Source organism: Streptomyces sp. MNU76 (assembly GCF_020982545.1).
Lineage (GTDB): Bacteria > Actinomycetota > Actinomycetes > Streptomycetales > Streptomycetaceae > Streptomyces.
On the sequence record NZ_JAJKLK010000021.1, the window covers coordinates 389825 to 415632 of the forward strand.

Annotated in this window: 15 protein-coding genes and 1 pseudogene; 9 read left to right on the plus strand and 7 right to left on the minus strand. The window is 70.8% G+C overall.

What is annotated here, in order from left to right:
* Positions 1–68: 68 nt before the first annotated feature.
* The gene (locus tag E4N62_RS34730; protein ID WP_230220843.1) at positions 69–2921 is read right to left on the minus strand and encodes a glycoside hydrolase family 3 C-terminal domain-containing protein; all 2853 of its coding nucleotides are present in this window, start codon (positions 2919–2921) and stop codon (positions 69–71) included.
* 385 nt (positions 2922–3306) lie between these two features.
* Here E4N62_RS34730 and E4N62_RS34735 point away from each other — a divergent pair, with 385 nt between their 5' ends.
* The 6 genes and pseudogenes from E4N62_RS34735 (at position 3307) to E4N62_RS34760 (ending at position 12441) form a co-directional block, all read left to right on the plus strand.
* Positions 3307–4995, plus strand: a complete 1689-nt coding sequence (locus E4N62_RS34735; RefSeq protein WP_230220845.1) for an extracellular solute-binding protein — start codon at positions 3307–3309, stop codon at positions 4993–4995.
* A gap of 27 nt (positions 4996–5022) precedes the next feature.
* On the plus strand, positions 5023–6057 hold the full coding sequence (locus E4N62_RS34740) for a sugar ABC transporter permease (protein ID WP_230220848.1): 1035 nt from the start codon (positions 5023–5025) through the stop codon (positions 6055–6057).
* Positions 6054–7016 (plus strand): carbohydrate ABC transporter permease, encoded by a 963-nt coding sequence (locus E4N62_RS34745; protein WP_230220850.1) that lies wholly within the window; start codon positions 6054–6056, stop codon positions 7014–7016. The genes E4N62_RS34740 and E4N62_RS34745 overlap by 4 nt, the downstream gene beginning before the upstream one ends.
* A 203-nt stretch (positions 7017–7219) precedes the next feature.
* Positions 7220–9497: pseudogene (locus E4N62_RS34750) on the plus strand (1,4-beta-glucanase).
* Positions 9497–11563, plus strand: coding sequence for a beta-galactosidase (locus E4N62_RS34755; RefSeq protein WP_230220854.1), 2067 nt, complete (start codon positions 9497–9499; stop codon positions 11561–11563). The pseudogene E4N62_RS34750 and the gene E4N62_RS34755 overlap by 1 nt, the downstream one beginning before the upstream one ends.
* A 152-nt stretch (positions 11564–11715) precedes the next feature.
* Positions 11716–12441, plus strand: coding sequence for a hypothetical protein (locus tag E4N62_RS34760; protein ID WP_230220856.1), 726 nt, complete (start codon positions 11716–11718; stop codon positions 12439–12441).
* Here E4N62_RS34760 and E4N62_RS34765 read toward each other — a convergent pair.
* Positions 12428–12931, minus strand: a complete 504-nt coding sequence (locus tag E4N62_RS34765; protein ID WP_230220858.1) for a hypothetical protein — start codon at positions 12929–12931, stop codon at positions 12428–12430. The two genes, E4N62_RS34760 and E4N62_RS34765, sit on opposite strands and share 14 nt — an antisense overlap.
* 244 nt (positions 12932–13175) lie before the next feature.
* On the opposite strand from E4N62_RS34765, the gene E4N62_RS34770 reads away from it, so the two are divergent.
* Together E4N62_RS34770 and E4N62_RS34775 are read left to right on the plus strand one after the other, a co-directional pair.
* Positions 13176–14360, plus strand: coding sequence for a LacI family DNA-binding transcriptional regulator (locus E4N62_RS34770; RefSeq protein ID WP_230220860.1), 1185 nt, complete (start codon positions 13176–13178; stop codon positions 14358–14360).
* Between the two features lie 92 nt (positions 14361–14452).
* Complete coding sequence (locus tag E4N62_RS34775; RefSeq protein WP_230220862.1) at positions 14453–16927, plus strand: CBM35 domain-containing protein; 2475 nt, start codon at positions 14453–14455, stop codon at positions 16925–16927.
* 83 nt (positions 16928–17010) lie between these two features.
* Here E4N62_RS34775 and E4N62_RS34780 read toward each other — a convergent pair whose 3' ends face one another.
* From E4N62_RS34780 to E4N62_RS34795, 4 genes are all read right to left on the minus strand, one after another.
* Complete coding sequence (locus E4N62_RS34780) at positions 17011–18198, minus strand: sulfotransferase (protein ID WP_230220864.1); 1188 nt, start codon at positions 18196–18198, stop codon at positions 17011–17013.
* Positions 18199–18349: 151 nt separating this feature from the next.
* Positions 18350–19486: an AI-2E family transporter gene (locus tag E4N62_RS34785; RefSeq protein ID WP_230220866.1), complete on the minus strand. Its 1137-nt coding sequence runs from the start codon at positions 19484–19486 to the stop codon at positions 18350–18352.
* A gap of 274 nt (positions 19487–19760) precedes the next feature.
* Positions 19761–21812: a glycoside hydrolase family 31 protein gene (locus tag E4N62_RS34790; protein WP_230220868.1), complete on the minus strand. Its 2052-nt coding sequence runs from the start codon at positions 21810–21812 to the stop codon at positions 19761–19763.
* An 87-nt stretch (positions 21813–21899) separates the two neighbouring features.
* Entirely contained in the window at positions 21900–22913 is a 1014-nt protein-coding gene (locus E4N62_RS34795) for a LacI family DNA-binding transcriptional regulator (protein WP_184899969.1), read from the minus strand.
* A 357-nt stretch (positions 22914–23270) separates the two neighbouring features.
* On the opposite strand from E4N62_RS34795, the gene E4N62_RS34800 reads away from it, so the two are divergent.
* On the plus strand, positions 23271–25211 hold the full coding sequence (locus E4N62_RS34800; protein WP_230220870.1) for an acyl-CoA dehydrogenase family protein: 1941 nt from the start codon (positions 23271–23273) through the stop codon (positions 25209–25211).
* A 134-nt stretch (positions 25212–25345) separates the two neighbouring features.
* Here E4N62_RS34800 and E4N62_RS34805 read toward each other — a convergent pair whose 3' ends face one another.
* A complete protein-coding gene (locus E4N62_RS34805; RefSeq protein ID WP_230220872.1) occupies positions 25346–25801 on the minus strand; it encodes a lamin tail domain-containing protein in 456 nt (151 codons plus the stop codon).
* Positions 25802–25808 lie beyond the last annotated feature (7 nt).

A 25808-nucleotide genomic window follows, 5' to 3' on the forward strand; every position in this document is an offset into this window, starting at 1 on the left:
TGAAGGGGCCCGGCACCGATGCCTTCCGGTGCCGGGCCCCTTCTGTGCGTCGGCCTGCTTCCGGACCCTCAACCGGAGAAGCCGACGTGCGCCAGCCGCAGGGGGCCGCGCAGCTCCAGGTGGACGTCGTGCACGCCGACGGCCGTCAGGTCGGCGCGCAGCGTGGTGTACGTGTACGGGTCGCCGGTGGGGCGGTCCGATGTCAGCGTCGCGAGGACCGGGCCGCCGAGCAGGGAGAACTCGACGGTGCCCTCCCCGGACACCTCCACCTCGACCCCGGTGATCCCGGCGCCGAAGTCGCAGTCGCGGAAGAGCAGTTCACCGGCACCGCCGCCCGTCGGTGTCACGGCGTCGCCCGACTCCCTGGTGCGGTCGACGATCTCCGTGCCGCGCTGCTCGTCGAAGTCCGCCGCGTCCAGGCCGTGCGTGACGACCGCGCGCGGAGCCACGGGTTCGCCCTCGACGGTGACGGTCGTACGGAGACGGATGTCCTCGCTCGACGCGCCGGCGAGGAGTTCGTACGCGCCGGGCTCCAGGTGCCAGGTGCCGTGGGCCACGTCCCAGAACTCCAGTACGCGGAGCGGGAGCCGGAAGGTCAGCTCGGACGAGGCGCCCGGCGCGAGCGTGACCCGGCGGTGCCCGACCAGCTCGCGGCGGGGGCGCGGGACCGACGGGTTCTCGGCGCGGACATACAGCTGGGCGACCTCGTCGGCCGTCGTCGCGCCCGTGTTGGTGACGGTGAAGGAGACCGTCAGGGCGTCGTCACCCATCTGAGCGACCAGGTCTCCGTACGCGAACTCCGTGTACGTCAGGCCGTGGCCGAACGGGAAGAGCGGGGTGCCCTCGAAGTAGAGGTAGGTCTGACGGGCGCCGATCACGTCGTAGTCGAGGAGGCCGGGGAGGTCGGCGTCGGCGGCGTACCAGGTCTGCGGGAGGCGCCCGGCCGGGGAGGTGTCGCCGGCGAGGACCCGGGCCAGGGCGGTGCCCGCGGCCTGGCCGCCGTGCGCGGTCCACAGGACGGCGGGCAGGTCGGCGGGGTCGACCGCGTAGGGATAGGCCGAGACCAGGACCAGCGCGGTGTCGGGGTTGGCGGCGCGGGCCGCGCGCAGCAGGCGCTCCTGGTGGGCGGGGAGCGCGAGGCCGGTGCGGTCCTCGGTCTCGCGGCCGTTGATGTGCGGGTCGTTGCCCGCGACGACGAGGACCACGTCGGCCTCGGCGGCCACCCTGGCCACGGCCTCCTCGCCGGGCTGCACCACCACGAGTTCGAAGGTTTCCGGATTCTTGTCGGCAACCTTCACGCCGTCGGGGCCGACAGTGACGTACCGGCCTGTCCCCGCGTGCTTGAGGAGGTGCCCGTTCCCGTGGGATCCGGAGGGCTCCAGGTGGAACGTCTCCTGCACGATCCAGCCGCCCGGCTGGTCCGCCGAGGCGCGCAGGTATCCGTCGTCGGCGACCGAGAGGTAACGGCCGTCGGGGGCGCGGAAGGTGAGGACGCCGTCGCCCCAGTCGACGAGGGCCAGTTCGGTGCCGTCCGGGTCCGTGGTGAGCGGAGGGAGGTCGGTGCGGCCGGCCAGCAGCGCCGGGTCGAGGGCGCCCTCCGCGCCGCGCACCTCGTCGGCGGCCTCGGCGGCCTCGGGCACGGACACGAACGCGCCGGTGGACAGCGCCCTCAGACGTACGCGGTCCACGCCCTCCGCGAACGTCACCCGTTCGGCGCCGAAGCGGTCGTACAGGCCTTCGAGCGGGGTGGAGCGGTGGAGAAGGGTGCCGCTGTACCAGTCGAGTTTGCACTCGTCGGCGAGCGGCCCGACGACGGCGATCCGGGTGTCGGCCGCGAGCGGCAGCAGTTCTCCCTCGTTCTTCAGCAGTACGACCGCCTGCTCGGCGGCCTCCTGGGCGAGGGCGCGGTGGGCCGGGGTGTCGAAGTCCGTGACGGCGGCGTACGGGTCGGCTTCGGTGTCGAACTCGCCGAGGCGGAAGCGCACCGAGAGCTGGCGGCGGACCGCCCGGTCGATGTCCTCCTCCGTCAGCAGGCCCTTGTCCAGGGCGCCCCGGATGCGGCCGATCATCGTCGAACTCTCCGTGCCGTGGTCGGTGAAGCTGTCGACTCCGGCGCGCAGCGAGGCGGCGGTCGCCTCCTCGTGGGTGGCGTAGTAGTGCTCGGAGTCGACGAGGTTCGACGGCGCGCCCGCGTCCGAGCAGACCAGCAGGTGCTCGTCGGTCCAGCGCCGCAGGTGCTCGGCCAGGTGGGGCGAGACGTGGTTGGGGCGGCCGTTGACCAGGTTGTACGCGGGCATCACCCCGGCCACGGCGCCCGCCTCGACGGTCTCGCGGAAGGCGCGCAGGTCGTACTCGTGCAGGACGCGCGGGCGGACCGAGGAGGAGGTGGTGGAGCGGTCGGTCTCGTTGTTGTGCGCCAGCCAGTGCTTGAGCACGGGGGCCGTACGCCAGTACGTGGGGTGGTCGCCGCGCAGACCGCGGGTGTACGCGGTGGCGATCGCCGAGGTCAGCCTGGGGTCCTCGGAGTAGCCCTCCTCGTTGCGGCCCCACAGCGGGTGGCGCAGCAGGTTGACCGTGGGGGACCAGACGTTGAGGCCGACGCGGTCGTCGCGGGCGCGCATCGCGCGCACCTCGGTGGAGACGGCCTCGCCGACGCGGCGGACGAGGTTCTCGTTCCAGGTCGCGCCAAGGCCCACGGCCTGCGGGAACACCGTCGCGGGGCCCATCCAGGCCACCCCGTGCAGAGCCTCCTGGCCGGTGCGGAAGGCGGCCACCCCCAGACGGTCGACGGCGGGGGCGAACTGGTGCAGGAAGGCGACCCGCTCGTCCAGGGTGAGCCGCTGGAGCAGATCGTCGATGCGCTTCACGAGCGGCAGCTGCGGATCGCGAAAAGGCGGCGTGGGCGTCGTCTGTGCGGTCACGTTGGGGATCCCTTTGCGATGAACGGGCGGGGAGCTTTCGAAGCGCTTCGATGCTCATTCGACCGTAGGGCGGGTGTCAAGAGACCGAGGCGCAACAGATCCGTTTCCGCACCGACATACAGCCCGGGACAACGAAGGTCGGAGTGGGGTGTTCCGGTCGGCCGCACCGCCGAGGAATCTGGGAATCGACCCTTGTGCACCCCCGGTCGTTCACTTAACCTCGCAGCAACATCGAAGCGCTTCGACTGTGGAGGGCAACGCTTCGCGTGCTCACCTCCCTCCGTCGCTCGAGGGTTCACCGCTTCAGCACAGCCAGTTCCTCACAGACACCGCAGCCGACGGCCACCGCCGGGTGTCCTGGTGTGCGCCATGAAGGGTTGACGCAATGACGCCGAACTCCGCCACCCCCGCCCCGAGCCGGAGAAGTTTCCTCGCTTCCACGGCGGTCGCCACCGCAGCGGTCGCCGGGGGGCTGCCGCTGCTGTCCGCCTGCGGCGGCTCGGACAGCGGCTCGCGCGAGGGCACCACGTCGGGCAAGGACGCCAAGAAGATCCTCCCGGCATACGTGGCGAGCGACGTGGTGAAGCCGGACATCCCGGCGAAGAACGGCTCGTCGATGGGCTTCACCGCCAAGCTCGACAGCGCCGACCTCAGGACGTCGGTCACCAAGAAGCTCGGCAAGGGCGGCAAGGTCACCATCATGTCGCCGTTCTGGGGCTCGCCGCCCAAGCAGGACAACGCCTACTACACGTCGATGAACGACCTGATCGGCGTCGACGTCCAGTGGCGCAACCAGGACGGCGGCACCTACGACCAGAAGCTCGGCGCGGTCCTCGCCTCCAGCGACGTCCCGGACGTGGTCGTCATCCCCGGCTGGAACATGATGGGCAAGATACCCAGCGCCATCATCAGCAAGTTCGCCGACCTGGGCCCGTACCTGTCCGGGGACAAGGTCAAGGAGTATCCCAACCTCGCGGCGATCCCCAGCGATGCCTGGCAGCGCTCCATCTTCGGCGGCAAGCTGATGGGCCTGCCGATGCCCGCCGGGTACGTCGGGAACATCGTGCCGCTCTACCGCCAGGACATCTTCGACAAGGAGGGCTACGAAATCCCTCGGTCCGCCGACGAGTTCATGGCCCTGTGCAAGGACATCACCAACCCCAGAGCCAAGCGGTGGGCCTGCGGTGACATGAAGTGGACCGCGTTCAGCAACTTCGGCGTGCTCGGGGGCGGTGAGAAGCCGCTCTGGTGGAACCTGGTCGACGGCAAGCTGATCAACCGTATCGAGACCCCGGAGTACCTTGAAGCCATCGAGTGGACGCGGAAGCTGTTCGCCGCCGGAGTCGTCCACCCCAACTTCAAGCTGGGCAAGAGCCAGATCGCCGACCCGACACCCAAGTTCGCCGCCGGCGAGTTCCTGATCTGGAACACCGACATGTCCGGCTGGTACGGGCACCAGGCCTCCTTCTCGACCCAGAACCCCGACGTCAAGGTCTGGGGCATGGACATCTGGGGCCACGACGGCGGTGACCCGACGCTGTACGCCACGATGCCGGCCAACATCTTCGCCTTCGTCAACAAGAAGGTCTCCGAGTCCGTCATCCGCGACGTGCTGGCGGTCGCCAACGTCACCGCGGCGCCGTACGGCACCAAGGAGTGGATGATGACCAACTACGGCGTCGAGGGCACCCACTACACGCTCAAGGACGGCGTCCCCGTCAAGAACGACAAGGGCAACAACGAGGTCATCAACGCCTACGTCATGGTGGCGAGCCCTGCCCCGACCATCGCGCACCCCGACCTCCCGGACTACACCAAGGCCCAGGTCGAATGGCAGCAGCGGATGGGCGCCTTCACCAAGAAGTCGTCCTTCTGGGGCCTGCAGATCACCGAGCCCTCCCGCTACACCAACCTCGCCAACGACTTCGAGCAGCTCGAGGACGACATCATCCGCGGGCACAAGAAGATCAGCGACATGCAGCAGGCCGTGTCCGACTGGAAGAGCAAGGGCGGCGACAAGCTGCGCGACTGGTACAAGAAGCTCCTCGACGAGAACGGTTCGGCGGCGAGCTGACCGGGCTCTGAGGCAAGGAGAGCGGCTGTGTCCCACAGCACGGTGCCTCGCAGCGAGACCGAGGCCAGCACGCCGGTGAAGACCCGGGTGACATCCGACGGCACCACCGGCTCCCCCCAGAAACGCCCCCCGGAGAAGCTGAGCCTGCGGCTCAGGTTCCGACGCGACCGGGTCCTGCTCCTGATGACGCTGCCGGCCGTCGTGCTGGTCCTGGTCTTCAACTACCTGCCGGTGCTCGGCAATGTGGTCGCCTTCCAGGACTACGACCCCTACATCAGCGACAACGGCATCGTGTCCATGCTGAACAGCCCCTTCGTGGGCCTGGAGAACTTCCAGCGGATCTTCGAGGACTCGGCCTTCTGGAACGCCGTCGAGAACACGCTGGTGCTGTTCTTCGTCCAGCTCGTGCTGTTCTTCCCGATCCCGATCCTGCTCGCGCTGCTCATCAACAGCGTGATCCGGCCCCGGGTGCGGGCCGTCGCCCAGGCCGTGCTCTACCTGCCGCACTTCTTCTCCTGGGTGCTCGTCATCGCCGTCTTCCAGCAGATGTTCGGCGGCGCCGGGATGCTGTCCCAGTTGCTGCGGCAGAACGGCTACGACGGCCTCGACATCATGACCAACCCGGACACCTTCCCGTTCCTGATCACCGCGCAGAGCGTGTGGAAGGACGCCGGGTGGGGGATCATCGTGTTCCTCGCCGCGCTGGCCTCGGTGCCCTCGGACCACTACGAGGCCGCCGCGATGGACGGTGCCGGACGATGGCGCCGGATGTGGCACGTCACGCTTCCCGCCCTGCGTCCGGTGATCGCCCTTCTGCTCGTCCTGCGCGTCGGCGACGCCCTGACCGTCGGGTTCGAACAGATCCTGCTGCAACGCGACGGCGTCGGACCGGGCGCGGGCGAGGTCCTCGACACCTTCGTGTGGTGGAACGGCGTACGCAACCAGGACTTCGGCTACGCGGCCGCCGCCGGCCTCGTCAAGGGCGTGGTCAGCATCGGCCTGGTGCTCGCCGCCAACAAGGTGGCCCATCTCATGGGCGAGCAGGGGGTGTACAGGAAATGACGTCCGTGATGGCGCGCCCGCGCCAGGACACCGAGCCGGACCGGCGGGAGAGGACCCCCCGCTGGTGGCAGGCCCCGCCCCGACCGGCCTGGGAGGAGGAGCCCACGAAGGCCGGCCTGGCGGGCAAGGGGATCGCCCTGTCGTTCGCCTGTCTGGCGGTCCTCTTCCCACTGTGGATCGTGGTCGTCACCAGTCTGTCGTCCCGCAGGACCATCGACGAGGCGGGCGGCCTGGTGATCGTGCCCAAGGGCATCACCTTCATCGCCTACGAGGAACTGCTCAGCGGCGGTCAGGTCACCCGCGCCGCGATCATCAGCATTCTCATCACCCTGGTCGGCACCCTGTTCTCCATGGCGGTGTCCGTCCTGTGCGCCTACGGCCTGTCGCGCAGCGGATCCTTCGGGCACCGCTGGATCCTGATGACGCTGCTGGCGACCATGTTCTTCAGCGCGGGGCTCATCCCCACCTACCTGCTGGTGCAGTCCCTCGGACTGATGGACACCTATCTCGCACTGATCCTGCCGAGCGCGGTGAGCATCTTCAACATCCTCGTGCTGCGCGGCTTCTTCATGGGGATATCGCAGGAACTCATCGACAGCGCGCGCATCGACGGCGCGGGTGACCTCCGGATCCTCTGGCAGATCGTCATGCCGCTGTCCCGGGCGGTCCTCGCCGTGATCACGCTGTTCTACGCCGTCGGGTACTGGAGCGCCTGGTTCAACGCGTCGATCTACCTGAACGACCAGGACATGATGCCGTTGCAGAACGTCATGATCCAGCTCGTGCAGAAGCAGGAAGCGCCGGTCGGACTGAGCCAGGCGATCAGGACCGGTCAGCTGTCCGGGCTGGCCATCCAGATGGCGGTCATGGTGATGGCCCTGCTGCCGGTCGCGGTGCTCTCGCCCTTCGTCCAGAAGCACTTCAAGAAGGGCATGCTGACCGGCGCGATCAAGGGCTGACCGGAGCGCCTGACAGCTCGGGGGTTCGGGTGCGGCTGCGGGTGCGTGGGGCTTCTCGCGCAGTTCCCCGCGCCCCTGAGAAGCAGGGGCTGCGCCCCATGCTTCTCAGCCCGAAGGGGCCGTAGGCCCTTCAGGGACGCGGGGAACTGCGCGGTAGGCCACGAACCACCTGCACTCGCCCACGCACCCGAAACCCCGAGCTCGTGGGCGCTCCACCCACCCCCACCCTCCCCGTACAAGACGGGGTATGTCATGCGCACCCCCACCCGACCCGCCGCACCGTACTCATGCGGCACCGCAGCCGCCGCGGCCCTCACCACCCTCCCCGCACTGACGGCCCAGGCCCACGCCACCGAGGTCCGAAGCGGCTCGACCACCGGAGGCTACCGGTGGCGCAACGCCGTGATCGGCGGCACCGGCTTCGTCACCGGCGTCCTCTTCCACCCGGCCAGACGCGGCCTCGCCTACGCCCGCACCGACATCGGCGGCGCCTACCGCTGGGACGACCACAAGGCCCGCTGGACCCCGCTGACCGACCACCTCGGCTGGGACGACTGGAACCTCCTCGGCGTGGAGGCCATCGCCCTCGACCGCGCCCACCCGGACCGCGTCTACCTCGCCCTCGGCACCTACACCCAGCCCTGGGCCGGCAACGGCGCGATCCTGCGCTCCGACGACCGCGGCGCCACCTGGACCCGCAGCGACCTGACCGTGCAGCTCGGCGCCAACGAGGACGGCCGGGGCGCGGGCGAGCGGCTCCTCGTCGACCCGCGCGACAGCGACACCCTGTGGCTGGGCACCCGGCACGACGGTCTGCTCAGGTCGACGGACCGGGGCGCCACCTGGGCGCCCGCGAGCGGCTTCCCGGCGACCCCGAGCGCCTCCGGCCAGGGCATCACCCTGCTCGTGGCCGCCGGCCGCACCGTGTACGCCGGCTGGGGCGACGCCGACGGTACCTCCGCGACGGCGAACCTCTACCGCACCAGCGACGGCACCACCTGGGAGGCCGTCCCCGGCAGCCCCACCGGCGTCGCCGTCAAGGTCCCGATCCGCGCCGCCTACGACCGGCACACCCGCGAGCTGTACGTGACGTACGCGAACGCCCCCGGCCCCAACGGCCAGTCCGACGGCAGTGTGCACAAGCTCCGCACCACCACCGGCACATGGACCGAAGTGACCCCCGTGAAGCCGGGCGGCACCACGACCGACGGCGGCACCGACGCCTTCGGCTACGGCGGAGTCGCCGTCGACGCCCGCCGCCCGGGCACGGTGGTCGTGTCCACCAACAACCGCTGGGCGGAGATCGACACCCTGTTCCGGTCCACGAACGGCGGCCGCACCTGGACGTCCCTCAAGGACTCCGCAGTCCTCGACGTGTCCGAGACCCCCTATCTCAAGTGGGGCGCCGACAAGCCGAAGTTCGGCTGGTGGATCCAGGCGCTCGCCCTCGACCCGTACGACTCGAAGCACCTGGTCTACGGCACCGGTGCGACCCTCTACGGCACCCGGGACCTGAAGAACTGGGCCCCGCAGATCAGGGGCCTGGAGGAGACGTCGGTACGCCAGCTGATCTCGCCCCCGACCGGGCAGGCGCACCTGATCAGCGGCAGCGGGGACATCGGGACGATGTACCACGAGCGGCTCACCGCCTCCCCGTCGCGCGGCATGGCGTCGAACCCCGTGTTCGGATCGGCGACCGGACTCGCGCAGGCCGCGGCGAAGCCGTCGTACGTGGTCCGCACCGGCTGGGGCGACCACGGCAACGGCGCCCGCTCGAACGACGGTGGCCGGACCTGGGAGCCCTTCGGGGCCCAGCCCGACATCGCGAAGGACGCGCCGGGACCGATCGCTGTGAACGCCGACGGCAGCGTGCTGGTGTGGTCCTTCGTGCACTGGGACGGCACGAAGTACGTGGCCCACCGCTCCACCGACAACGGCGCGACCTGGGCCGAGGTCCCCTCCTTCCCCAAGGGCGCCACGCCGGTCGCCGACCCGGTCGACCCCGCGCGCTTCTACGCCTACGACACCGACACGGGAACGCTGTACGCGAGCACGGACAGCGGTGCCTCCTTCTCGGCCCGGGCCACCGGACTGCCCGCGGGGGACAGCCAGTTCAAGCTGGTCGCGGCCCCCGGACGCACCGGTGACCTGTGGCTGAGCGCGAAGACGAGCGGGCTGTACCGGTCCACCGACGCGGGGGCGGCCTTCTCGAAGGTCGACAGTTGCCGGGCCTCGTACACCCTCGGCTTCGGCAAGGCGGCCCCGGGCGCCGACTACCCGGCGATCTACCAGGTCGGTTCGACGGAGACCCGCACCGTCGTCCACCGCTCCGACGACGGCGCGAAGACCTGGACCCGGATCAACGACGACGCCCACCAGTGGGGCTGGACCGGTGAGGTCATCGTCGGCGACCCGCGCGTCTACGGCCGTGTGTACCTGGCCACCAACGGGCGCGGCATCCAGTACGGGGAGCCGATCTGATGCCGGGACCGACGGAGTCGACGTGGCCGACAGGGTCGACGGGACCGACAGGGTCGACAGGGCTGAAGGGGCCCGCGCGGCTGACGGGACCGTCCCTGGCCGACGCCACCCGTGGCCGCATCCTCTTCGGCGGCGACTACAACCCCGAGCAGTGGCCCGAGGAGGTGTGGCAGGAGGACGTACGCCTGATGCGGGAGGCGGGCGTCAACTCCGTCACCCTAGGTGTCTTCTCCTGGGCGAAGCTCGAACCCCGGCCCGGGGCGCGAGAGTTCGGCTGGCTGGACCGGCTGATGGACCTGATGCGCGCGAGCGGGATCGGCGTCGTCCTCGCCACCCCCACCTCCTCCCCGCCGCCGTGGATGGGGCGCCTGTACCCCGAGACCCTCCCGCGCGACGAGGACGGCCGCATCGAGTGGTGGGGCTCCCGCCAGCACTTCTCCCACTCCAGCGACATCTACCGGCGTCACGCCGCAGCCATCACCGAGGAGCTCGCCACCCGCTACGCCGACCACCCGGCCCTCACGATGTGGCACATCAACAACGAGTACTGCACCTACGACTGGGGCGACGAGGCGGCCCGCACCTTCCGGGCGTGGCTGCGGCGGAAGTACGGCACGCTCGAAGCGCTCAACGAGGCCTGGGGCACCGCCTTCTGGAGCCAGGGCTACGACGGCTGGCACGAGATCCTCCCGCCGCGCCGGGCCCACTACCTGCGCAACCCCGCCCATGCGCTCGACTTCAAACGCTTCACGAGCGACATGCTCCTGGAGTGCTACGTCATGGAGCGCGACATCGTCCGCCGGCACACCCCCCACCTGCCGGTCACCACCAACTTCATGCCGATGTGGGTGGGGCAGGACGCCTGGCGGTGGGCCGAGGAGGAGGACGTCGTCTCGGTCGACCTCTACCCGGATCCGCGTGACCCGCTCGGCGCGCAGAACGGCGCCCTGGTCCAGGACATGACCCGCTCCCAGGCGGGCGGCGGCCGCTGGATGCTGATGGAGCAGGCGGCCGGACCCGTCAACTGGCGCGGTGTCAACCACCCCAAACCCCGCGGGCTCAACCGCCTGTGGTCCTTCCAGGCCGTGGCCCGGGGCGCGGACGCCGTCTGCTACTTCCAGTGGCGGCAGTCCCGGCAGGGCGCGGAGAAGTTCCACTCGGGCATGGTCTCTCACGCGGGCGAGCAGGGCCGCACCTACCAGGAGGTGAAGCAGCTCGGACAGGAACTCGCGGCCATCGGCAGCGAGGTGACGGGCCGGTGCGTTCAGGCGGACATCGCCGTGCTGTTCGACTGGAACTCCTGGTGGGCCGGTGCCCATGACGGCCGTCTGTCGTCCGAGGTCGATCTCCCGCAGGTCGTGGGCGCCTGGCACCGCGCGCTCTGGGAGGCCAACCTCACCACCGCCTTCGCCCACCCCGAGCACGATCTCTCCGCCCACCGGCTCGTCGTCGTACCGCAGCTCTACCTGCTCACGGACGTCGCCGTGGACAACCTCCTCGCGTACGTACGGGGTGGCGGCACCCTCGTCAGCGGCTTCCTGACCGGTGTCGCCGACGAGGACGACCGGGTGCGCCCCGGCGGCATGGACGCCCGGCTCCGCGACCTCTTCGGCATCCGCACCCTGCACGAGTGGTGGCCGCTGGACCCGGGGGAGGAGGTCGAGTGCGACGGCGCCCGGGGCGTCTTCCGGGGAACGCTGTGGTCCGAGGAGATCGAGCCGGAGGACGCGGAGCAGGTCGTCCCCTACAAGGGCGGCGAACTCGACGGCCTCCCGGCGGTGCTGCGGAAGGGGCGGGTCTGGTACGTCTCCACGCTGCCCGAACCAGCCGAACTGCGGGCCCTGCTGGGGCGGATCGCCGCCGACGCCGGGGTACGGCCCGTGCTGGACGGACTGCCCGACGGGGTCGAGGCGGTGCTCCGCGGCGACCTGCTGTTCGTGCTCAACCACGGCCGCGACGAGGTCACCGTCGACGTGCCCGGTACCCATCGCGACCTGCTGACGGGGGCGACCGTCACCGGGTCGCTCTTGCTCGGCCGGCACGGCGTGGCGGTGCTGAAGCCGTGACCGTGACCATGCTCATGACTTCCCCCGGCGCCGCGGCAGGCCGGACACCCGCAGTGATCGGCCCCGGCGCCGGAGAAGACCGCGATCTCCCCACGAGTCCGCGGTAGCTCCCCGCCCCGCACGTCCCCCACCCATGGAAGGAACCGACACCCATGGCACTACGCACCCGCACCCGCACCCTGGGCCGGATCGGCAAGGTCCTGCTCGCCCCCGCGCTCGCGCTCGGCGCCACGATCGGCCTCGCCGCCGCCCCCGCCTCGGCCGCCGTCTGGAACTCGTGCGACCAGTGGGGCAACACCGGCCTCAACGGCTACACGCTCTACAACAACATCTGGGGCTCCGGCGCCGGCAGCCAGTGCATCTGGGCCAACTCCGGTACCAACTGGGGAGTCTGGGCCAACCACCCCAACACCGGCGGCATCAAGTCGTACCCCAACTCCAAGAAGGTGATCAACAAGACGATCACCTCGCTCGGCTCGCTCAACAGCAGCTACAACGTCACGGTCCCGTCGTCGGGCGCGTACAACTCGTCGTACGACATCTGGGACACGGACTACGACTACGAGATCATGCTCTGGGTCAACTACAACGGCGCCGTCGGTCCGCTCGGCACCGCGCAGGGCAACGTCACGCTCGGCGGCCACACCTGGAGCGTCTACAAGGGCAGCAACGGGGCCAACGAGGTCTTCTCCTTCCTGCGCACCTCGGACTCGAACTCCGGCACGGTCCAGATCCTCCCCATTCTCAAGTGGATCAAGGACACCAAGGGCTGGATGGGCAACGAGACCATCGGTGACGTCCAGTTCGGCTTCGAGGTCACCTCGTCCTCCGGCGGCCTGGACTTCGTCACCAACAACCTGACGGTCAGCAGCAGCTGACGTGCGGACGTCGTCGGCGAACGGGCCGTAGCCAGGCCCGCGTACGAGTCCGAGCCGGTGCCGTGCCCCACGCGGTGCCGGCTCGGGTCGTCCCGGGCCCACCCCCTAGGTCATGGCCCGTCCTGGGCGGCCCGCCGAGGAGGAGCCTGCTGACGGACTGCACGACGAGGGGCTCTGCACCGTCGTTGCGCAGCCGCACCCGGGAGCGCAGGACGGCGACCCCGGCGGGGGAGGACAACTCGACGAGCGCGGTCAACCCGGTCGCGGGATCATGGAGTTCGACGGTCGGCCGCTCCCAGTCGCCGTCACCATCACCGCCATGGCCATCGTCACCGTCCTCGGCGCCGGCACCCACGCCCACCTCCGTGCGGTGCCCCCGGTGCACGAGCCTCGCCCCGAACGCCGTCCTCGTGAACCGCGGCCCCGACCACCCGCTGCCGTGCCCGAACGCGGTCAACTCGATGAGCGGGAGGGCGGTTTCGGGATCCACGGTGTCAGCGAAAGGCCCGAGCCGGATCGGCCGCAGGGTCCCGTCGGCAGCCGTCGCGAACACGCTCTCGACGGCCGGGTGCCCCCATCCGAAGCATGTGCCCGCGCGGCCCGACCCGGTCACACCGCTCTCCGGACCACCTTCCGGCCCGCTCTCCAGCCCGCCCCCGCCGAAGTCGTCCGCACCCGAGTCCACGTCGTCGGACTCTATTGACGCCCGTCGTGTGGCCGGTCACAATTCTGCCATGAATGTGACCGGTCACACAAGGCGCCCGGCGAGCATCCGGGACGTCGCGACCGCCGCCGGGGTCTCGTACCAGACGGTCTCGCGGGTGATCAACGACCACCCCAGCGTCAAGCAGTCGACCCGGGAGCGGGTGCAGGCCGCCATCGACGAGCTGGGCTTCCGGCGGAACGCCACCGCGCACGCGCTGGCCAGCGGCCGCAGCCGGGCGGTGACGGTCCTGACCGCGAACACCACGCACTACGGCTACGCCTCGATCCTCCAGGGCATCGAGGAGGCGGCGCGGTCGGCGTCGTACGCGGTCGGCATCGGTGTCCTGGAATCGGCGGACGAGGCCGCCGTCGCCGCCGAGGTGCGTCGCGCGGGGGACGTGGGCGGCGGTCTCATCGTGATCGCCTACGATCCGGCCGGTGTCGCGGCCCTCGGGGCCGTGCCCCCCGAACTGCCGGTCGTGGGCGTGGTGGAGACGCCGGCCGCCCCGCCCGGCGGCGACCGCCCCTGGGTGTGGGCCGACGACCGCGAGGCCGCCTACCAGGCGACCCGCCATCTGCTCTCCCTCGGTCACGAGACCGTGCACTACGTCGCGATCCCGTCCAGCACCCGGCGGACCAGCGCCCGTACCGCCGGCTGGCGGCAGGCGCTCAAGGAGGCCGGGGCGCCCGAACCCCGTCCGGTGCAGGGGAGTTGGGGCCCTGCGGGCGGTCACGCGGCCGGCCACCGGCTGGCCGGGGACCCTGCGGTCACCGCGATCCTCTGCGGCAACGACGACCTCGCGCTCGGCGTGCTGCGCGCGCTGCACGAGGCCGGGCGGTCGGTGCCGGGGGAGGTGAGCGTCGCCGGGTTCGACGACGCCCCGCACTCCGCCTATCTGACCCCGTCCCTCACGACGGTCCGGCTGGACTTCACCGGCCTCGGGCGGGCCGCGTTCGCTCTGCTGCACGGGGTCGTCGAGGAGTCCGCGCAGATCGCCCCGCACCCCGTCTCCGTACCGGAACTGGTGGTGCGGGAGGCGTCGGGCCCCGCCCGCGAAGCCCTGACCCCCAGCACCACCCTGCTCGGCCCTCCCGCCCCGCGCGACGTCACCCAGCTCTCCGACCACACACTCCGACCGAGCTCTCCGATCCCCCCAGATCGTGTCCGGAATCACCAGTGGAGCCGTCACATGACCGGAGGTCCAGCCGCGTGATCACCCCCACCCGCACGAGAGCCCGCAGCCAGCACCGCACCAGGTCCCGAACGAGAACCGCCCTGCTCACAGCATTACTTGGAGTCACCGTCATGGCAGGCAGCACCCTCCCCGCCACCGGACCGGCCGCCGCCGCGGCCGCCGATCCGCAGCGCCTCACCGTCGACCTCTCCGCCTCCGAGGGCCCGGTGATGCACGGCGCCAACGGCGCGCTGTACGGGCTCAGCGACGACGGGGTGCCCAGCGACGCGGCCCTCGCCCCGCTGAAGATCACCAGCATCTCGCAGAAGCCGGAGGGCGGCGCCCAGCACCCCAACGGCGACGCGCTCACCGTCTCCAGGTCGTTCTTCCGCAACGGCGGCGGCGAGATCAACGTGATGATGCAGGACATCTACGCCAAGTGGCCGTACGAGGACCTCGGCATCGACGACTACCTCCCCAAGGTCGACAGGATCGTCAAGGAGGTCTCGGCCGACCCGAACCGCGACCGCTTCGTCTACATCCCGTTCAACGAGCCCGACCAGATCTGGTACAAGCTCGACGTCGCCGACCAGGCCCAGTACGAGATCAACCGCGACCGGTTCTTCCGGGACTGGAAGACGGTCCACGAGCGCATCCGCGCGATCGACCCCGACGCGCGCATCGCCGGCCCCAACGAGGCCGGCTACCACACCCGCCTGCTGCGGGACTTCCTCGCCTTCGCCAAGCGCGAGAACGTCCTGCCGCAGGTGATGACCTGGCACGAACTGGGTTCGGGCTCGCTCCGCGACTTCCAGGGGCACTACGACGACTACCGTGCACTGGAGCGGGCGGCGGGCGTGGCCCCCCTGAAGATCAACATCGACGAGTACGCAAACCGCCGCGACCTCTCCGTCCCGGGCCAACTCGTCCAGTGGGTCTCGATGTTCGAGCGCAACAAGGTGTACGCCAACCAGGCCTACTGGGACGCGGCCGGCAACATGGACGGCAACGTCGTCCGCTCCAACATCCCCAACGGCGGCTGGTGGTTCTTCCGCTGGTACGCGGGTCTGACCGGGAACACCGTCAAGGTCACCCCGCCGCGCGCGAACACCATCGACACCCTCCAGGGCCTCGCCTCCCTCGACACCTCCCGCCGTCAGGCCCAGGTCCTGCTCGGCGGCTCCGCCGGCGACGCGGACGTCGTGGTCCAGAAGGTCCCCCGGTCCCTCTTCGGGCGCACGGTCACCGCGACCGTCGCCGAGGCCGCCTGGTCCGGCTATGAGGGACAGCACGCCGCCCCGCGCGTCCTGTCCCGCACGAAGGTGCGGATCGCGGACGACGGCACGGTCACCGTCCCGCTGCGCGGCCTGCACAAGATGTCGGCCTACCGCGTCGTCCTGACCCCGGGCGGCACCGGCACCCCGACCACACCCGCCGTCCCCTGGAGCGCCTCCTACGAGGCCGAGGACGCCGCGATCACCGACGGCAAGGTCTACACCCAGGGCACTGTCGCCAACGCCAACGGCTACGCGGCCTCCGGCACCAAGGACGTCGGCTCCCTCAACCAGCCCACCAGCAAGGTCGACTTCACCGTCTCCGTCCCCGAGAACGGCACGTACGACCTGGCGATCCTCTACGGCAACCAGTCCGGGACCCCGGCCACCCAGAAGCTGACCGTCGACGGCGGCGAACCGGTCACGGTCACCTACCCCTCCACCGAGAACTGGACCTACCGCGCCAAGAAGGACCTCACCCTCCGCCTGACGGCAGGCACCCATCAACTGACCCTCGCCAAGGGCGACACCGAGGTCACCCTCGACCGGATCGACCTCACCGTCCGCACCGGCGAGCCCGCCGCCTCCTACGAGGCCACGCTCGCGGACATCAGCGGTAAGCCGTCGTACGACTACTCCTCCTCGGCCGGTGTCGCAACCGGCGCGCTCGTGCTGCGCTCCGGGGACAAGGCGGTCTTCGACGTGTACGCCCCGCGCGACGGCTACTACCGGGTGGTGTCCCGGGCGTCGGCGCCGGTGCGGCTCGCCCTGCACGGGCAGTCGGTGGCGGCGGTGCCCGACCGGCCGCTGCGGCTCTACCTGGTCGCGGGCAACAACCGGATCACCGCGACCGCCAAGCACACGGCCGTGCGCTCCCTCGACGTCTCGGGCGCGGGTTCGACCACCGGGACCCTGGCGTACGACGGCGCCACGGCCACCCTCGCCGGCGGGGCCGAGCTCGTCGACTCCGCCCACGCCTCGGCCGGTTCGTACATCAGCCGGCTCGGCAACGGTGCGGACTCCACCGCCGAGTTCACGGTGGACGCCCCCACCGCCGGCCGGTACGTCCTGGTCGTCCACTACGCCCACAACGACCGCCGCGACAACGGCCACGCCTACAACACCGACATCATGTCCCGCACGGCGGACATCACGGTCGGGGACGGCGAACCGCGCACGGTCACCTTCAAGAACACCTGGGGCTGGGACGACTACTGGACCGTGGGCGTCCCCGTCGACCTGAGGGAGGGGTCCAACAAGGTGACCTTCGGCAACGCGAGCGCCTGGGCGCCGAACATCGACCGGATCGAGGTGGGCCGGGTCGTCGGCTAGCTCCATCGGGAAGGGGCGCCTGTGGCCCCCGGGCGTCGGCGACCGCCGACGGCCGGGGGCCGGGGGCCGGGGGCCTTCGCGCGTCAGGCGCGGTCGACCTCGGCCCGCAGCGCGTCGTACTCCGTGAACTCGGCCTCGACGCCCTCGCGGGTCAGGCCGTAGCGGGCCAGGTCGTAGCGGTGGGGGCGGGAGCCCTTGAGCCCGGTGGTGACCTGGGGCAGCCGGGCGGCGTCGGCGTCGGTCCAGCGGGCGCCGACGGCGTCGTACAGCTTCGGCACCCCCGTGGCCGGATCGGAGCCGAGCCATGCGTACGGCACGTCGACCACGGCCTCGCGGGGGAGGCCGGCGCGGGCGGCGAGACCCCGCCGTACCGACCGGCTCAGCAGGTCCAGCCAGGTGGCACCGAGGTGGTGCGGGTCGACCGTGCGGCGGGAGAGGGCCATGCCCACCTCGACCAGGCTGCAGAACGAGGCGACGGCGGTCACCGGATCACGGTGCGTCCACACGAGCGTGGCGTCCGGGAACACGGCGAACAGGGCGTCGAGGTTGCCGGTGTGGAAGGGGGACTTCAGGATCCAGCGACGGCGCTGCCGGCCGTACTGGAGCACCTGGAAGACCTGCTTGAGGTGGCGGTAGTCGGGGACGAAGTCCCGCTCGAACTGCCAGGCGTGGTAGCGCGGCAGCTGGGCCTGGGACAGCGGCACCAGGGCGTGCGGCAGAAGGAACGTGTCCTCCTCGGGGCCCTCGGCGGTCATGGGGTGGATCTCACGGAAGCGCGGAGCGAGCCGATGGGTGCCGTCGAGCATCCGGCGCGCCGAGGTGATCGCCTTGCGCCGCTGCTCGGGCGACGGTTCGAGGCCGGGGGCGAGCAACTCCCACAGCCGCGGGGACCGATGGTCGTCGGAGAGCGAGAGAACGCCGTGGGCGAGCGTGGTGGCCGTGCGCGGCAGACCCACCACGAACACCGGCCGCTCGACGGGCTCCTCCTCGATGGCCGGGTTCTCGGCGATCAGCCGCCGGACGCGGGCCCGGTTGGTGAGATGCCGGCGCACATGGGCCTGCGCCGACTGCCAGCCGACGGGGGACAGGCCCGGGTCGCCCGCCCAGTCGCGCAGCAGTGACCGAAAGCCTGCCAGGAACTCCTCCTCGCCCTCGGCCCATCCGGCCCCGTCGAGGATCCTCGCGAAGACCCGGTCCGGGTCGCGACGGGAACGGAGCGTGGGCCGCAGCAGGAGGTTGGCCACGGTGAGGGCCGACGGGGTGGAGGGCACGGGAGTGTCCTTTCCGGGAGAGCGACGGACGGCACGCGTCTCGTCGGACCGGCTGGGACCCCAGCATAAACGGGGAGTGGTCCCCGGAACATGTCGCCGTGCGCCCGCGGGTGGTTCCGGGGCCCCGCAAACGGGCCCCGGAACCGTCCCGTCATGTCCGCCCTGCCGGGACGCTCACCCCCTGTCCCTGTCCCTGTCCCTGTCCCTGCCCCTGTCCGTCCCCGTACCGCTCCCGCAGCTCCGACAGCACCCCGCTGGCCGCCGCCACGAGCGGCACCGCGAGGAGCATGCCGAGGATGCCGGCGATGGAGGCACCCGCGGTCAGGGCCAGCAGGATCGCCGCCGGGTGCATCTGCACGGTCCGGCTGTGGATCATCGGCTGGAGCACGTTCCCCTCGATCAGCTGCACCGCGAAGACGACGCCGACCGCCCACAGCGCCGTGACCAGGCCCCGGTCCGCGAACGCGACGAGGATCGCCACCGCGCCGGACAGGAACGCGCCGAGGTACGGGATGTACGCGCCGACGAACACCAGCGCGCCGAGCCCCACCGCGCCCGGCACCTGGAGGATCAGCAGGCCGACGGCGATCAGGGCACCGTCGATGAACGCGATGAGCGTCGTCCCCCGCATATAGCCCTCGATCGCCCGGAACGCGCGCCGGGCCATCACCTCCAGGGTGTCACCGGAGCCGCGCGGCGCGAGCGAGTGCAGGGAGGCGACCGCCTTGTCGGAGTCCCGCAGGAAGAAGAACATCAGCAGCATCGCCAGGACCGCGCTGGCCACGAACCCACTGACCGCGCTGACCCCGGAGAGCACCCCCGAGGCCGCGGTGCCGCCGAACTTCGACAGCAGCTCCTTGGCGTTCTTCGCGAGGTCGTCCAACGACGTCCCCGCCAGGCCGAACTCGTCGCTGAGCGACTTCGCCGCGTCCCTGAGCGAGGAGATGATCTGGTCGCCGGTGTCGATCAGCGCGGCGGCCACGATGTACGCGGCCCCGCCCATCACCACGAGCACGGCCGCGCAGGTCAGCCCGGCGGCGAGGGACCTGTTGAACCGCATCGCCACCAGCCGCCGGTACAGCGGGCCGAGCAGAGCGGTACCGAGCAGCGCGATCAGCAGCGGCGTGACCGCCGTCTGGAACGTCACACAGATCCACACGCCCACGTACACGACACCCGTCACCAGCAGGGTGAGCGCGCTCCACACGGCGATGTGCCGCGCGGGCCCCGGCAGGAACCCGGGCGCGACCGGCTCCGCGGGCGCCGCGACCGCCGCCGGCACCTCCACGTACCCGCCGTGCCCGGCGTACCCGCCCGTGGTACGTATCGTCGTACGCGTCCGATGCACCGGTCTGCGCGCGGGCCCGCCACCCCTGCGACCAGGCCGTCCCCCGCGTACTGCGCGAGAGTCTCCCGTACGGCTGTTCACTGTCATCTCCACTCACTCGGAGGTCGCGCACACCCCCTGAGGATCATGGGATGGCCGTGGCGCCATAGCCTAGACCCGGCCGACGAACGCCCCGCGTGCCGGGAGACCCCCGCCATCTCACCGCGTCGCGGGCCTACTCGGCGATCGGCAGGGCCACCCCGTCCCGCAGGAACACCGGGATCCGCTCCAGCGGCGCGTCGACGGTCACGGTCGCACCCCCCTCGTACGTCTCCCCGGTCCACGCGTCCGTCCACCGCGCCCCTGCCGGAAGGTAGGTCGTCCAGACCCTCGCTTCCGCCTCCAGCACCGGCGCCACCAGCACATCCCGCCCGAACAGATACGCGTCGTCCACGGACCAGGCCCGCTCGTCCTCGGGGAACTCCAGGAACAGCGGCCGCATCACCGGCAGCCCCTCCTCGTGGGCCTCCCGCATCACCCGCAGCACATACGGCTTCAGCCGCTCCCGGAGCCGCAGATACGCCTCCAGGATCGCCCCGGCCTCCTCCCCGTACGACCACACCTCGTTGGGTCCGCCGGTCATGTCCGGCCCCAGCGGCATCCCGGGCTCCCGGAACCCGTGCAGTCGCATCAACGGCGAGAACGCCCCGAACTGGAACCAGCGGACCATCACCTCGCGGTACGCCGGATCGTCGGGGTCGCCCCCGTGGAAGCCGCCGATGTCCGTGTTCCACCACGGGATGCCCGACAACGCCGTGTTGAGCCCCGCCGCGATCTGCCGCCGCAGGGTCGGGAAGTCCGTGCCGATGTCACCGGACCACAGCGCGGCCCCCCACCGCTGACTGCCCGCCCACGCCGACCGGTTGAGGGAGACGATCTCCTCCCGGCCGGCCTCCCGCAGCCCCTCGTAGAAGGTGCGCGCGCTCTCGGCCGGATAGATGTTGCCGACCTCCAGACCGGGCCCCGCCCAGTAGCGCAGGTTCTCCTGGAAACCCGGCTTGAGCTCCGGCTCGCAGGCGTCCAGCCAGAACGCGTCGATGCCGTACCGGTCCAGGTAGTTCTCCTTCACCCGCGACCACACGAACTCACGGGCCTCGGGGTTCGTCGCGTCGTAGAAGGCCACCTGGACCGTCGACGCGACCTCCTTGTCCGGCCAGTCGGCGTGCGCCATCGGGCCGTACTGCGTACCGATGAAGTACCCGCGCTGCTCCATCACCGGGTGGTTCTCGCTCAGCGGCGACACCGACGGCCACACGGACACCACCAGCTTGATGCCCAGCTCGTCCAGCTCCCGCACCATGGCCGCCGGATCGGGCCACTCGTCGAGGTCGAACGTCCACTCGCCCAGATGCGTCCAGTGGAAGAAGTCGCACACGATGACGTCGATGGGCAGGCCCCGCCGCTTGTACTCCCGTGCCACCGCGAGGAGTTCGTCCTGCGTGCGGTAGCGCAGCTTGCACTGCCAGAACCCGGCCGCCCACTCGGGCAGCATCGGCGTACGGCCCGTCGCCGCGCTGTAGCGGCGCTGCGCGTCGGCCGGATCGCCCGCGGTGATCCAGTAGTCGATCTGCCGGGCCGAGTCCGCGACCCAGCGGGTGCCGTTGCCGGCCAGTTCGACACGGCCGATCGCCGGGTTGTTCCACAGCAGGGTGTAGCCCCGGCTGGAGGTCAGCACCGGGATGCCGACCTCCGCGTTGCGCTGCACCAGGTCGAGGACCAGCCCCTTCTGGTCGAGCCGCCCGTGCTGGTGCTGCCCGAGGCCGTACAGCTTCTCGTCGTCGTACGCTGCGAACCGCTGCTCCAGGCGGTGGTACCCGTTGCCGACGGCCGTGTAGAGGCGCGGGCCGGGCCACCAGAAGTGGGCGCGGGCCTCCGACAGCAGCTCGCTCCCGTCGGCCGTGCGGCTGTAACGGACCAAGCCCTCCGCGTTCACCTCGACGGTGAGCGCGCCGACGGTCAGCCGCCCGAGCCCGTCCTCGATCTTGACGCTGCTCTCGGTGGACTCCGGCTCGTCGAGCAGGGCGCCCGGCGGCCCGTCGAGCACCGGGCCGCCGAGGCGGGCCCGGACCCGGACCGCGTCCGGGCCCCAGGGCTCGATCCGCAGGGTCTCCTGACGTCCGCTCCACTCCAGGGCACCGTCCCGCTCACGGAACGTGCCGACGGTGGGGGAGGACTGGGCGAGGCTGACCGCACCCGTCGGGGTCTGGTGCTCGGCAGGCTGATTCACGTGAGGTCTCCTGGAAGGGAGGAGTGAAGGGAGGAATCGAGGCGGGCGGTGGCTTGAGTACGGCCCCGGCTCGTGTACGCCGTCGGCTCAGCCGGTGGGGGACAGCGGCCCCGTGCTCGCGCGGACCGTCAACTCGGGGGCGAGGAGCACCACTTCGTCGGTGTCCCGGCCCTCCAGCTTGGCGATCAGCTGCTCCACGGCCCGGCGGCCCATCTCCTGGGCGGGGATGGCCACGGACGTCAGCCGCACCGATGCCTGTACGGCGACCTGGTCCGGGCAGACCGCGATCACCGAGACGTCCTCCGGCACCGCGCGCCCCTGCTGCCGCAGCAGCGCGAGCAGCGGCTCCACCGCCGACTCGTTCTGCACGACGATCCCCGTGGTGCCGGGCCGTTCGTCGAAGATCCGGGCCAGGGTCGCGGCCATCGCGTCGTAGCCGCCCTCGCAGGGCCGGTGCAGCACGCGCAGGCCCAACTCCCGCGCGCGGGACCGCAGTCCGTCGAGGGTGCGCTCGGCGAAACCGGTGTGCCGCTCGTACACCGCGGGGGCCTCGCCGATGACGGCGATGTCGCGGTGGCCGAGCATCGCCAGATGCTCCACGCACAGCGCGCCCGTCGCCCCGAAGTCGAGGTCGACGCAGGTCAGACCGCTGGTGTCGGCGGGCAGCCCGATGAGCACGGAGGGCTGGTCGGTGTCGCGCAGCAGCGGCAGCCGCTCGTCGTCGAGCTCCACGTCCATCAGGATCATCGCGTCGGCGAGCCCGCTGCCCGTGACCCGGCGCACCGCGTCCGGGCCCTCCTCGCCGGTGAGCAGCAGCACGTCGTAGCCGTACGTACGCGCCGTGGTGGCCACCGCGATGGCGATCTCCATCATCACCGGGACGTACATGTCGGTACGCAGCGGGACCATCAGGGCGACGATGTTCGACCTGTTGCTCGCCAGGGCGCGGGCCCCCGCGTTCGGGTGGTAGCCGAGCTCCTGGATGCTCCGCTCGACCCGCTGCCGGGTGCCGGCGGAGATGGACCGCTTGCCGCTGAGGACATAGCTCACCGTGCTCGCCGAGACTCCGGCGTGCTGGGCGACCTCGGCGAGGGTGACCATCCAGCTCTCCAAGGGTGTTTAAGCGCTTCGACAGCGCGCTAGCTCTGAACAAGGGCGAGTGAGGGTGGCTCGACAGTAGCTCGGCGGTGGGTGGGTGTCCATAGGTTGTCGAAGCGCTTCGATTATTCGCTCGGCGCCCAAGGGTGGGGTGGGGGTGTGTGGGGTGGCGACCGCGGGTCCGTGGGGCTTCTCGCGCAGTTCCCCGCGCCCCTTCAGGGCGCTGTTGTCGCCCCCAGCTTAGAACGCGAGGGGTGGCGGGGTCGTCCCGGATCGGGTACCAACGATCGAGTAGCACCCATCGGTAACCAATCAGGTACCCACCGGTACGAGATCCCGATTCGCGGCGAGGTGAGCCTCATGTCCGCCCCACCCCTCAAGAAGCCCGTCGTCACAGAACGTGAGGCCCGCCAGGTGGCGGAGGCCGCCCGGGAGCAGGCCTGGCGCAAGCCCAGCTTCGCCAAGGAGCTGTTCCTGGGCCGGTTCCGCCTCGACCTCATCCACCCCCACCCGCTCCCCACCGACGAGGCCGTCCGGCGCGGCGAGCAGTTCCTGACCAAGCTCCGCGCCTTCTGTGAGACCAAGGTCGACGGGGCCCTGATCGAGCGCGAGGCCCGGATCCCCGACGAGGTGATCAACGGCCTCAAGGAACTCGGCGCCCTCGGCATGAAGATCGACCCCAAGTACGGCGGTCTCGGCCTCACCCAGGTGTACTACAACAAGGCGCTGGCCCTGGCCGGCTCGGCCAGCCCGGCCATCGGCGTCCTGCTCTCGGCGCATCAGTCGATCGGCGTACCGCAGCCGCTGAAACTGTTCGGCACCCCCGAGCAGAAGGAGAAGTTCCTCCCGCGCTGCGCCCGCACCGACATCAGTGCCTTCCTCCTCACCGAGCCCGACGTCGGCTCCGACCCCGCCCGACTGGCCACCTCGGCCGTGCCGGACGGCGACGACTACGTCCTCGACGGCGTGAAGCTCTGGACCACCAACGGCGTGGTCGCCGACCTCCTGGTCGTCATGGCACGCGTGCCGAAGTCCGAGGGCCACAAGGGCGGTATCACCGCCTTCGTCGTGGAGACCGACTCGCCCGGCGTCACCGTGGAGAACCGCAACGCCTTCATGGGCCTGCGCGGCATCGAGAACGGCGTCACCCGCTTCCACCAGGTCCGGGTCCCCGCCGCGAACCGCATCGGCCCCGAGGGTGCGGGCCTGAAGATCGCCTTGACCACCCTCAACACCGGTCGGCTCTCCCTGCCCGCGTCCTGCGTGGCCGCCGGCAAGTGGTGCCTGAAGATCGCCCGGGAGTGGTCGGCGGCCCGTGAGCAGTGGGGCAAGCCGGTCGCCCACCACGAGGCGGTCGGCCAGAAGATCTCCTTCATCGCGGCGACCACCTTCGCCCTCGAAGCCGTATTGGACCTCTCGTCCCAGATGGCCGACGAGGACCGCAACGACATCCGTATCGAGGGCGCCCTCGCGAAGCTCTTCGCCTCCGAGATGGGCTGGAAGATCGCCGACGAGCTGGTCCAGATCCGCGGCGGCCGGGGCTTCGAGACCGCCGACTCCCTCCGGGCCCGCGGCGAACGGGCCGTCCCCGCCGAGCAGATGCTGCGCGACCTGCGCATCAACCGGATCTTCGAGGGCTCCACGGAGATCATGCATCTGCTGATCGCCCGCGAGGCCGTCGACGCCCACCTCACCGTGGCCGGCGACCTCATCGACCCGGAGAAGTCCCTGTCCGACAAGGCGAAGGCGGGCGCGAACGCGGGCGTCTTCTACGCCAAGTGGCTGCCGAAACTGGTCGCCGGGCCGGGCCAACTCCCGCGCACCTACGGCGACTTCCACCCGGCTGGCCACCCCGACCTGGCGACCCACCTGCGTTACGTCGAACGAGGCGCCCGCAAGCTCGCCCGCTCCACGTTCTACGCCATGTCCCGCTGGCAGGGCCGGATGGAGACCAAGCAAGGGTTCCTGGGCCGGATCGTCGACATCGGCGCCGAACTCTTCGCGATGAGCGCGGCCGTCGTCCGGGCGGAACTGCTCCGCACCACCACCGACCACGGGCGCGAGGCCTACCAACTGGCCGACACCTTCTGCCGCCAGTCCCGCATCCGCGTCGAGGAACTCTTCGGCCGCCTGTGGACCAACACCGACGACATCGACCACAAGGTGGTCAAGGGCGTCCTGGGCGGTGCCTACGCATGGCTGGAGGAGGGCGTGATCGACCCCTCGGGCGAGGGCCCCTGGATCGCGGACGCGACCCCGGGCGAAAGCGAGAAGGAGAACGTCCACCGCCGCATCCAGTGACCTGACACGCCGCCCCGCGCCTCATGAAGATCGGCCCGCAGGGCCGTCTTCAGGGGCGCGGGGAACCGCGCGACCAGCCCCCACGGCCCCGCACCCGCCCGACGGCAGGGCGCGGCACCCCGAAAGGCGCGCGGCTAGCAATACTTGTCGCTGGCGTCCCGAGTCGTCCAGGAACAGGAATCGACCTTCGTCCCGCTCGCCTTGGACAACGTCGCCGTGTCGCTCGTGTTGTTCCACACATAGGCCTTGCGGTTCTGGAACTTGGTCGCGCTCGTGTCCGTGCCCGACCCCGTACGCACCTTGATGTACTTCTTCGCTCCGATCTTGACGTTCGGGAACGTGTACTTGTGGTTGTCGGGGTCCTTCAGCACCCACCCCTTCAGCGAGATCGCCGACGAGCCCGTGTTCTTGATCTGCACCCACTCACCGTTGAGGCTCGTGTTGGAACGCGTGTCCTTGCCAGGGCTGTCGAAGTACACGCGGTAGATGATCACCCCGCCCGCGGCCTCGGCCGGGCTGCTGAGCAGCGTGCCGGTGAGGGCGACGGCTCCGGCGAGCGCGGGCAGGGCAGCGCGTATGCGCTTGTGCATGGATCCC

Coding starts and splice junctions, on each gene's coding strand:
- E4N62_RS34775 (WP_230220862.1), top strand. CDS start 14,453: ATGGCAGGCAGCACCCTCCCCGCCACCGGACCGGCCGCCGCCGCGGCC.
- E4N62_RS34795 (WP_184899969.1), bottom strand. CDS start 22,913: ATGGTCACCCTCGCCGAGGTCGCCCAGCACGCCGGAGTCTCGGCGAGC.
- E4N62_RS34805 (WP_230220872.1), bottom strand. CDS start 25,801: ATGCACAAGCGCATACGCGCTGCCCTGCCCGCGCTCGCCGGAGCCGTC.
- E4N62_RS34770 (WP_230220860.1), top strand. CDS start 13,176: ATGAATGTGACCGGTCACACAAGGCGCCCGGCGAGCATCCGGGACGTC.
- E4N62_RS34755 (WP_230220854.1), top strand. CDS start 9,497: ATGCCGGGACCGACGGAGTCGACGTGGCCGACAGGGTCGACGGGACCG.
- E4N62_RS34735 (WP_230220845.1), top strand. CDS start 3,307: ATGACGCCGAACTCCGCCACCCCCGCCCCGAGCCGGAGAAGTTTCCTC.
- E4N62_RS34760 (WP_230220856.1), top strand. CDS start 11,716: ATGGCACTACGCACCCGCACCCGCACCCTGGGCCGGATCGGCAAGGTC.
- E4N62_RS34800 (WP_230220870.1), top strand. CDS start 23,271: ATGTCCGCCCCACCCCTCAAGAAGCCCGTCGTCACAGAACGTGAGGCC.
- E4N62_RS34745 (WP_230220850.1), top strand. CDS start 6,054: ATGACGTCCGTGATGGCGCGCCCGCGCCAGGACACCGAGCCGGACCGG.